We start from the raw sequence: 11050 nt of genomic DNA on the forward strand, positions 1-11050 counted from the left end.
TTCACTTTGCTATGCATTCCTGTTATGTAATTTCAAATTCTGATATTGATCAAAATGATTTAAATAATTTGTTATATTTTTATTTTCCTGTTGTTAAATTTCAAGGTTATCTTTTGTTCCAATATTTTTTAACTATCAAAAACGCAAACGAGCCAATTAACTTTGATTTTTTGGACAAAATTTACAGCATTAGTCTTGATAATTTTAATAAAACTCGTGAAATTTTGGAATGTTTAAATTTAATTCAAACCTTTTATGATTCCCAAAAGGAAAAATATTTAATTGAAATAAAAAAACCTTTAAATTCAGAGCAAATTGACAAAAATCCTTATTTAAAACCACTAATCACTGAAAAAATTACTGATAAAAGATACTTAAGCCTGATATCAAAATTTAAAAATAATTTCGAAGAATTTGACACTAGGCAAATTAAGACTGACAATTTCCATAATCTTTCAAAAAAATTTTATGAAATTTTTGGACAGAATAACCAAAACATTTCAACTATTTTTAATTGTGTTAAAAATACTGACAACAATGAAGCAAAAAAAGAACTAAACTTTGAAAAATACCACTTGTTTTTAACTGGATATTCAATGAAACCTCGACTTCGAAATTCATTATTAAAATATGTCGAAGAAAAAAGTTTTTCTAATTGAGCGATTAATAATGTTATTGAATATTGTTTTAAAGTTGGTAATCAAGTAAAATTTAACTATATTAAAAAGATTCTTGATAGTTTGTGAGATGATCAAATTATTAGTGGCGCAGATGTTGAACTTGAACTTGAAGAGATTTTTAGAACAAAAATAAAAAATAAAAATAAATCTGAAAGTGCAAAAACTAAAAAAATAACTAACATTGAATCAAGTCCTAAAAAAATCTCTAAGCCAAAAAGTTCTAAAAAATCAAAAGTTGAAACATCTGAAATGATAAATGCAATTTCCTGATTTATTGATGAAAATGAAATTAATTAAAAACTAAGTAAAATATGACAGAAATTCGCCCAAAAACTAAAAAAACAACTAGCAGTAATTCCAACAACAAAGAGATAGCAAAATCACTTATTAACGTTTTAGAAAAAATTTTAACTAATGATGATCATGATAGTCCTAAAAATAATGAAGTTATTAAAAATGATAAAAAAGACCTTAAAAATAGTCAAATATTAGCAAATTTAGATAATAAATTTTTAGACTTAACTTATGAATCAGCTCTTAAAAATCCAAAATTCGCCAGTTGAATTAAACAGCTCAAAATTGATAAAAATGAGTATTACGAAAATTTAGACCTTTTTTGGCGCGCAACTGAGTGAGAAAAGTTTCCTAATTACAAATTTGAAATAATAAGGGCACCTGAAACAAGAAAACTTGAAGAAAAATGTGTTTTTCTTTGATCAGAAGATAATAAAAAATGAGCTGAATTTTTACTTTTGCCAGAAATAAGTTTTCCTAAATTTAAAGATTTTGTCAAAATTATGAAACAACTTAATGTTGGGAAATTCGGCGCAATTTTACCTTTATTAGAAAAATTTAAAATTTATTTAAACAAAAACAAAAACAGCGAAACTTTGGTTTACTGAACTAATTGAGATAGTGTTTCACAAACCTTACTTTTGAAATGTTTTACTGTTTTTTTTGCACTTCGAAAAATTAATGTTGGCTACTTTAACTTGTCTGAAATTTGCCAATTTATTACCGAAAACAAGACAAAATTAACACAAAAATTAAAAAATGTTGATGTTCTAATTGTTGAATTAGATATAATTAGTAATTTTACAACTTGATTTTTAGCTGAATTAGAAAAAATTATTGCCGAAAGAATAATCACAAATAAACTTACAATTATAAGTTTTGATTCTGATTTTTATAATAAAAGTGGCAACCAAAAAATTGCTAGCCTTATTAAGTATCACGGAATAAATGGCTTTGACTGACTAAATGAAAACAATTAATTGTTTTTCCTGAGTTTGACAGTTTGAGGCAAAAATTCACTTTTTAGTGAATATAAACATGCAAAAATACCGGTAAATCCGGGTTTTTTGGCTAAAATCTTAATTTTTATATTTTAAGATTAACTTGTTGCAAAAAAAAAAAAAAAATGCTTGGTCTAAAAAAATTTCTGTTATAATGTGAGTTACTAAGAATAAATTAATAAATTTTAATATTGAATTAAGTGGGAATTAGTTATGTTTTTTGTCTAATAAAATTAGATAGTGTGAATTATCCATTATGTTTTTAAATATAATGGAATGCCTTAAATTTACTCGTTTAGAAATCTTAAAATTTAGGGCTTTTGGTTATTGTTCTTTCAAAACTTCATATGTTTTTTTAGGCTCGATGTAAGTAAAAACGAGTTTTCTTTTTACATTGAGTTTAAATAGTAGTTGTATTTTTTATGATTTTTGCCAGTGTTTTAAACTAAAAAAGCAGTTTAAAAATTCATAATTTTACTTTTTAAGTTAAAATTATAGCTTTTTTAGTTTGTTTCATTTGATTAATAAATAGATTTTTCTTTGTGAGTGTTAGATTTAAAATTTAGTGCTTTTTTTGCTGTGACAGTTATTTTTCCCGAGTTTGGCAGTTAAAAAACTTGAAAAGGCGGCTAAAACTGAACCATTTTTAAGGTATCTGATCAAACTGGTAAACTCAGATTAATTGTTTTTTTGTTTAAAAAACAAAAAAACATGTGGAAAATTCACATGCTTTTTTAATTTTGGATAAGATATTTAAAATTTGACTAAAAATCGATATTAAATATTTTTTTACCTAGACGAATATACTCATCAATTTGACTTTCAAGAACTGAAAAGGCTTGACGGTACATTCCTGGATCGCTAAGATCAACTCCAGCATTTTTGAGAATTTCGCTTGGTCAATCAGATCCGCCTTTTGAAAGGAAATTTTCGATGTAATTTTTTATTGCTGTTTTTCCTTCTTTTTTGTATTTCTGGAAGAAAACATTAGCAGCAAGATAACCAATTGCATATTTATAAACATAATACCCATAATAATAATGAGGAACAATTACGCTATAAATAAAGGATTTTTCGTCAATTTCATCATCATTTGGTTTGTATTTTTTAATTATTTGTTCGTAAATCTTAACAAAATCATCATATGAACCAGTTAGCTCACCACTGTCCATTTTTTTATATAAAGTAGCCTCATAATCAGCCCAAATAACTTGGCGTTGAACTGTTGAAATAAAGGTTGAAATTTTTTGGAAAACAATATCGAATTTGAGTTTATCATCATCTTGATTTTTCAAAAGATAATCATCAACCATTAATTCGTTAAAGATTGAAGCTATTTCGGCAAGAAAAATTGGGTATGAACTGTTGTGATAATCTTGGTGTAAATCAGAATAATAAGAATGAAGTGAATGTCCTAATTCATGAGCTAAAGTATGAACTGAATTAATTGTAAAATCAAAGTTCATAAGAATATATTTTTTTTCAAGACCGTAAGATCCACCAATTGAATATGCTCCAGAACGCTTAGAAGGCACGTAGTGATAGTCAATTCAACGATCTGAAAAGGATTTCTTAACAATTTCTACATATTCTTCGCCCATTGGTTCTATAGATTTAAGGACAATTTCTTGGGCATCTTCAACAGAATAATTATCTTTAATCTCAACAAGTGGAACTAAACGGTCTCAATGGTTCATTTTTGTTCCAAATTTTGCTTTATAAAATTGTTTTTGGGCATGAAAAAATTTATCAAATATTGGAAATGCAGCGGCGACATTACTAAATAAGTTTTGTAAATTATCTTCTAAAAACCGATCAGAAGACAAGCAAGCTTGAATTAATGAAGGATAATTTCTTGTCTTTGCATCAACTGAGGCAGATTTAATATGTTGATAAAATAAATTTGCAAAAGTATTTTTATGTTCCAAATAAGCTGAATAATAATTTTGATAGGCTAATTGACGAACATGAGGACTTCCGGTTTTTAAATAATTAAAATAATTTGTCGAATTAAGCGGTAATTTATCACCTTTTTCATCAATAATATCAGCAAATTTAGTTTCTGAATTTGAAAGAATTGAAAAAATTTTATAAACTGAAAATTCACCAAAAGATGTTTTTGTAAGATATTCCTCAACTTGATCATCAAGTTTGTGTTTTTTATTATCAAGTCGATAATTTAAATCTTTTAAATAAGGTTTTACGCGCTCATCATTTATTCAGCTGCGAATTTTTTCTTCATTTTTGTAAAAAATAACATCAAGTGAACCTAATTTAGACTCAAATTCTGACATTAAGAAAGAAAATTTTTCATTAAGTTGGCTAAAAACAGGGCTAACAACATTTGTGCTTATGTTGTTTGAAATGTAATTATAAATTTTGTTATATTTAATTCCAAAGTCTTCTTCAAGTTTTTTAAAATGAAGAAAATTTTCAACATTATCAAATTGTTGGTCCTTCATTTGAATTAATTTTTGCGAAATTTGGACTATTTCGGCAAAATTCTCCTCAATTGTTTTGCCTTCAAGTAAGACTTCTAGATCAAAACGGTGCTTTTCGGGAATTTCTGAGTATTTTTTAAATTGCATTTCTTCTCCTTTGCTTTTGTAAAATTTCGCCCTTAACTTCAAATATTACATATATATAATATAATTTAAGCAAAAATTAATTTTAGAATATAATTGTACCTTATTTTTTCAAAATTCCAATCCTAAAAAATAAAAAAATGTTATAATTAACTAAAAAAATGTTATAATTAACTAAAAGATACACTTGGAGGGTGACAATGATTTTTTTGACCAAAAGAGGCAAAATTGTTCTCTTGACTGCCACGCCTATAATCATTATTCCGGTCGCTAGCGCTCTTAATCAATATTTAACAGCGCTAAATTTTCCGGCTTTTGAAAACACATATTCAAACTCAAGTCCATCAACAATTGCCAAAAACGAAATCGATAAAGATCTAAAATTCAATTCTCCAGTTACAAATGCAATTTTTAAGCAAAAAGAAGAAAATAAACCTAATCAAACTCAGAAAATTGAAGATACAAAACAGCCAATTATAATAAAAAATCCCGAAAAAGTTGAACAAAAAAAGCCAGAAATTGCCGCTCCACAACAAGCTCCAACTTTAAAGCCAAAATTTGCACCTCAAAGCGCAACTTCAGGTTCAAATTTAATAGTTGGTACTGAATTAAGCCGGCTCACCCAACTTGCCTTACAACGAAAAGCATCTGGATTTAGTGCAGAAATTAAAAAACTCGAATCACGTATTGCTAATATCGATGCCCAAGTAAAAGAAATAAATCGCTATTATGACGAAGAATACAATAAAAATAATGGTGATGATGCCCCTGGTTCACGAAGAAGTTGAGAAGAAGGTCGCCGACTTAGTTTGTATTCCTGTGAACCATCAATTGATTGTCCAGCAATTCGGCTTGATCAAAATAAAGCTGAATTAGAGCGTTTAAGACGCGAAGCAGCTAACCCAAAACCCTTAACTGCTGAGGAAATTAATCTTATAAAACAAGGTTTATTACCTGATCCTAACAATCCTTATGCTTGAGGTTATGATGATGAGGCTAAAAATCCAACACTAAATCGGCTAAAAGCTGAAAATCTTAGCCGAGTTTTTAACACTCCAAGTTATTATTCTCGAGTTTCAAGTTCAATTTCGAGCCTTGAATACACTGGTTGGACAAAAACTGATGTTTCAAATGATTTTGCAAACATTTTTACAGAACACGGTGTCTCAGGTAATTCAATCCAAATTTACGAATACACTCCAAATGAACAAAACGAAGACCGTGCTAATCGAAGTCCGATAAAAGCAATTGTTCTAAATGCCGATGATTCTAATGCTTTTGACAAATTTCAAAAAATTATGAACCAAGCAATCAAGCAAGATAATAAAATTCAAGCTGTTGTTCTTAAAAATGTCGGTTCGCTTAATTCATTACAAAATATTGATCCAATTCTAAAAGCAATTCCTTCTTCAGTTATTAAGTTGACTTTATTTTTAAATAATCCAGCGGCAACTCGCGGACTAAGAGGACTTGAAAATGTCAAATTAAAAGAATTAGAACTCTATTCAGATTCAAATGCGGTTTCACAACATTGATCAATTAATCCAAATGCACTGAAAAACGTTGATTTTATTAGTTTTGACTATCAAAATCAGTTTAACGTTACAAAAAATTCGGGCGAAAAACTACCTTCTTCAATAATTTTTAACACACTTCGGTTTGACAAAGGCGATGATGTTGCTAAAATTAACGAAGGTCTTGAAATTGTTTTTAATTCTAAAATTAACCAACGTGTTTTTCAAGGTAATTTTGGCGGCAAAGGTGGTTGACCGACTTTTTTAGATTTTTCTGATACTAATATCAAAACTCTAAAAGGAATTTGGTTTGACGAACTTAACCGTGTTTATAATATAAATGTTGAAAATTGACCCGAACCTTTTGCAAAAGAAAATTTTAAAGGCAATCGAACTCTAAAATTCAAGCGAATGATATTTCAGCCCGACACTGTTGGCGGGTCAGATGCTTATGTTGTTAATATTTCTGATTTTGATGGCGCCCAATTTAGCCAGCGGTTAGCCTTTGGCGATCCACCGCCACCACCAACTGAAATTCAATTTAAGCGAAATGGTCAGGATATTTACGGAATTCCCCTTTATTTAAAAGGTCAAAATTTAACCGGTGATGCAAAAAGCCAACTTGAGTCTTTTATTAGAGCGGCAAATGCTAATGGCCAAAGACGAATTACCCAAATTTATGTCGAAAGTGATGGACTAAAATCCCAACTTGGCGGTCAAATTGGAAATGTTTTAATTCAAACTAAAATTGCTAACCAAAACAGTCAACAAGGAGGAGATAGCGATGAAATTGAGGTCTAAAATTCTATTTTTATTACCCAGCATTTTACCAATTATTGCTATTTCGTGCGCTAATACTGATTCTAATTTAAAAAGCATTAGTGATGTTGAAAAATCTTTAACTGATCTAAAAAATAAATTCGACTCTTCGCAAAATAGTAGTTCAGAAAACCTAAATAATTTACTTACAAAAATTAACGATGAAATTCAGAATTTAAAAAAAATTTTAAATTCTGACAAACTAGGTAAATTCAACCAAGAATCAGAAAAAATCCTATCAAAACTAAGCACTTTTTCTGATAATGACTTGCAAAATCAAGAAAAAAATGCGGAATTTCAAAAGACTTTTTCCGAGCTTGTTAGTTTAGTTCAAAATCAAAAAGACACTCCAAAACCGCAAAATCCAAGTCCAATTCCTAATCCAAATCCAGGTGCAAATCCAAACCCAGGTCAAAATCCAAATCATCCTCGGCCTGAGCCAGTTTCGCCTGAAAAAATTTCAACTCTAACGCCACAAGGTCAAACTTTTTCGATCTGAAGAGATAACAAACGTATTGTTGAAGACCAATATAAATACGATGACCCTAAAAAAGAGCTAGAATACCATCGAAGTTTAAACAATATTTCTAGTCAAGGTGGATTTACTACCGCAAGTGTTTTACAACCTCGTCCTGAAAGTTTCAATCTTCCAAGTTCATCTGTCCTTGAAAAATTAAACCAACAGGCAAAGAATGCTAATCAGCCTTACTATCAAAATGCTCAATTACGTGGATTTTCTTTGCCTGAAATTGGGACTGATGGTCAAATCAAAGGTATTTTAATCAATAATTTTGTGCAACCTCCAGCAGTTCCGGCTTATTGAGGAAATGAAAAGTGAACCGGCGGATCAAATCGCAACGGTTTACCGCGAGTTTTACCAAATGATACTTATCGAAAAATAGCAAAAAATTCGTTCTCTTTTGGAATAAGAAACGGTAAACAACGCGATCCTAATGACAATATTGAAAATCCTGATGCAACAAAACGGGTAGTTCGTTCAGATATGTCTTTTGGAACAGCAGCAATTCTTGACTTTGAAAAAACAGAAAATGGATCTTATCCTCTAAAGTGATTTTTCATAACAAATGCTCACGTTGCCGGAAGTTTGCGACTTGCAAACGACGTGCCGACTGATAAAACCCAAGTTTGAGGCCGGGATGAGTCAAATTATAGTGAACAGTTTCGACAATATAACACTTGAACAATTACTCTGAGAAAACTAAAAAATACAACGCCAGTTCATTCAAAATTGCCAACATCAATTGGCGAAGGATTCGAGACTTATTATGACAGCGAAGAAGTTCGCGTTAAAGAATTAGAGGGAAATTTATATAATAACGGTCGCGATGGCCAATATGAACGCGACTCACTGCTTGTGCATGAAACGCCAAAAAAACCTTTAAATGTCCGTACAATTGTAATTGGAACAAACGCGCTAAAGTCTTCACCAAAAGACTTTTCTTCACAAAAGGTGTACCAAAATATTGAAGAAGTTCTTGATTTTGCCGTTGTTGAAGTTAATTTTGACAATGAAACTCAAGCAAAAAAAATGACTCAAGACTATTATGAAGCTGCCCAGCAACAAAATCATTATCAAGGCCGTGAAGAAAACTTTCTTGATCCTAAAGTTTATGAAAAAATTCCGCCAACTGATTTCTACGGCTTTGGTTGGCCTTCAACACAAAATGAAAGTCAAAGAACGCTTGATCGTTATGAAAATGCAGCTGATTTTGCCACCAGACGCTTTCAAGTTTCACCTTGATTTAATAAATCTGAAGATCTTTATTTTAATAATAACCCTCAAGACAAACGTTGAGAAAAAGGTGGCGAATTTGCCTGAACTCGCTCATACCGTTCTTTTGTAAATTTACCCGGAATTACCGACTATTTTATTACAAATCCAACACTAACAAGTTCATATTTTGAAATTCAGCACGCACCTAATGAAAAAGGCGATGTTTCAAGTCCTTATTTGATTTCAGGACAAGGCTTTTTAATTGATAATTTTGCCTCTGGTGGTGGAGTTAGTGGAACTTCAATTCGCGACAGCAATGAAAAAGTCTACGGACTCCAATTTGCTTCTGATAATACTGCCTCAGCGGCTTTTGTTCTGGCTTTACGTTCTTATGGATATGACTATAAAGGTTATTATGGAAAATATAATTTACCTTCTTATGATATAATTTATGGTTCAAAAAACCAATTTAAGTCCTATTTTGATGCAATGTTACAACTTTATGGCAATAAATCTGACAAAAAATTAAAAACTAACTTATTTCCAGATGGCTTTAGCGAATCAACACGAAAAGACGTTTTTGCCTCAAAGGCTGATGTCGTTAATTTGCCAGAAGATATCCAAAAACGCACATATTCACGGGTTGTTTCAAAAATTGAAGAGGGCAACTAGGCTTTAAACTAAAAAATTTTCATTATAAATTAGATATGATATTATTAATTTTTTATAAAGTTGGATTTTCATGAAAATAGCAAGACATTCTGTCATTTTGAACAATTACATTAAGTTTTCAAATTCTTATTTTATTAGAAAGGGAGAAAAAGGACTGCAAATTCTTATACTTTTAATAATTTCAGTGGTTTTTCTTATCATTTTTGCAATAGGGGCTGGCCTACTTTGAGACAAAAATATATGATGAGTAGGTCCTGCAGCATTTTGACCCTTACCTTTTGTCTGAATTTATTTTGTTTTAGGTCTTTTTCTTAAGAAAAAATTTGTTGACTATTTTGATAATAATTCCATTGCTAAATCTATAAAATTTTTAAAATTATTTTTAATAAGCCGCTTGAGTTTTGGACTTTTGCGCAAATTAAAAGATGAAAATTTTGACAAATATTATAAAAAAGCCAATGAATTAGCAAAAATTAACCCTTTAATTGTTTTTTGCGGGCCTTTTGCCGAAAGTATGACTTTTTTAAAATCTGTTGAAATTAACGATGTAGATTTTTGTACAACTTCTAATTTGCGTTTTGATTTAGGGGCTAAAAAAACAAAAGTTCTTGATAATAAACAAATCACTGACCCTTATGATATATCAATTAAAAGTGAAGAATTTAGTTTTATTTTTGTACCAAAAAAATATCAAACAACTGTTGAAAATTTAACAATAACCTCACCAGTTTACCAAATTGCAAATAAAATTAACAAATTTGTATTACTTTCAAATATAAAGAATTTAAGTCAAAATTATGAAATTGAATTCAAAAATACTATAAATGATTTAAAAGAAATTTCCAAATTTAATTTACCTTTTACAAAAGCTAAACTTTCCCAGTGCTATTTTGATTCCATTTTGCAAAAAAGCCAATATATTTTTGTTTTAGATCAAGACAAAATATTGAATAATATTCAAAAAATTGATTTAAATTTACTCATTGAAAATTTAACTGAAAACATCGAGTTAACCTTGGAAAATCCGTTTTCAAACTATGGAAAACCTTTCAAAATTTCAGTTTTGGAACTAATAAAAGAGCTTGAGAATGACGCTAAAGTTAAAAATTTACGGCTTGCGTTTGATAATGATTTTTATAAATTTTTTAACGACATAATTTTACCCGATCCTCACTATAAATCTGACTCGCCATTGCTCGAATTTAGCTCAAAAGACGAGTTTAATATTTTCAAAGAAAAACTCGGAATAAGCAATTTATCATTAAATTACTTAAGTCCAAATTTAGTATTTTCATACAAAAATGGTCACAGCATTGATATTAGACATATTTTTGCAATTTTTATTGCTAAGAAATTTAAGGAATTAGAAGAAAATGAAAAATAATTATAAAAAAATTTCCTTATATTATAAATCGACAAGTACCTTTACGTACATCATTTTTCGTTGATTTATTTTAGCAATAGTTGTCGGACTAATAGCTGCTGGAATTTTATTTTGGAATCTTTATAACCTTCCGGTTCCTCCATATATTTATATTTTTATTCCCCTTTGCATTTTGGTAGTTCCTTTGTTTTTACAAACATTAATAAATTCTGTTTATTTTTTTGTTAGTCCAAAAATTCTTGGCAAGCTATTAGAAAAAAATTGGTTTTTGTGACTAAGTAGAAAATTAATGAGAAAATCTTGGGAAAATATGGCAGAAATTTTACACTACGCTGACTAAAAAATTTTTAAATAGCTTAGTTTAAC

6 protein-coding genes are annotated in these 11050 nt (G+C 29.4%); 5 read left to right on the forward strand and 1 reads right to left on the reverse strand.

From position 1 onward, the window contains the following. Positions 1–11 precede the first annotated feature (11 nt). Positions 12–977, forward strand: coding sequence for a DnaD domain protein (locus V3249_RS02645; RefSeq protein WP_337896879.1), 966 nt, complete (start codon positions 12–14; stop codon positions 975–977). A gap of 14 nt (positions 978–991) precedes the next feature. Then, positions 992–1954: a hypothetical protein gene (locus V3249_RS02650; protein WP_081311134.1), complete on the forward strand. Its 963-nt coding sequence runs from the start codon at positions 992–994 to the stop codon at positions 1952–1954. Between the two features lie 785 nt (positions 1955–2739). Here the strand turns inward: V3249_RS02650 and pepF are convergent. Beyond that, a complete protein-coding gene (gene pepF / locus V3249_RS02655) occupies positions 2740–4563 on the reverse strand; it encodes an oligoendopeptidase F (protein ID WP_337896878.1) in 1824 nt (607 codons plus the stop codon). A gap of 197 nt (positions 4564–4760) precedes the next feature. Between pepF and V3249_RS02660 the strand changes: the two genes are divergently transcribed. The 3 genes from V3249_RS02660 to V3249_RS02670 all read left to right on the forward strand — a co-directional run bounded on the left by V3249_RS02660 (position 4761) and on the right by V3249_RS02670 (position 10684). Then, a complete protein-coding gene (locus V3249_RS02660) occupies positions 4761–6875 on the forward strand; it encodes a putative immunoglobulin-blocking virulence protein (RefSeq protein WP_341517462.1) in 2115 nt (704 codons plus the stop codon). Continuing rightward, positions 6859–9300 carry an Ig-specific serine endopeptidase MIP gene (gene mip, locus V3249_RS02665; protein ID WP_341517463.1) on the forward strand — a complete coding sequence of 814 codons (2442 nt, stop codon included), beginning with the start codon at positions 6859–6861 and terminating at the stop codon, positions 9298–9300. Before V3249_RS02660 ends, mip begins: the two co-directional genes overlap by 17 nt. 70 nt (positions 9301–9370) lie before the next feature. Continuing rightward, positions 9371–10684: a hypothetical protein gene (locus V3249_RS02670; protein WP_341517464.1), complete on the forward strand. Its 1314-nt coding sequence runs from the start codon at positions 9371–9373 to the stop codon at positions 10682–10684. Positions 10685–11050: the final 366 nt, after the last annotated feature.

It is taken from the genome of Mesomycoplasma ovipneumoniae (assembly GCF_038095995.1).
GTDB classification, from domain to species: Bacteria; Bacillota_I; Bacilli_A; order Mycoplasmatales; family Metamycoplasmataceae; genus Mesomycoplasma; species Mesomycoplasma ovipneumoniae_F.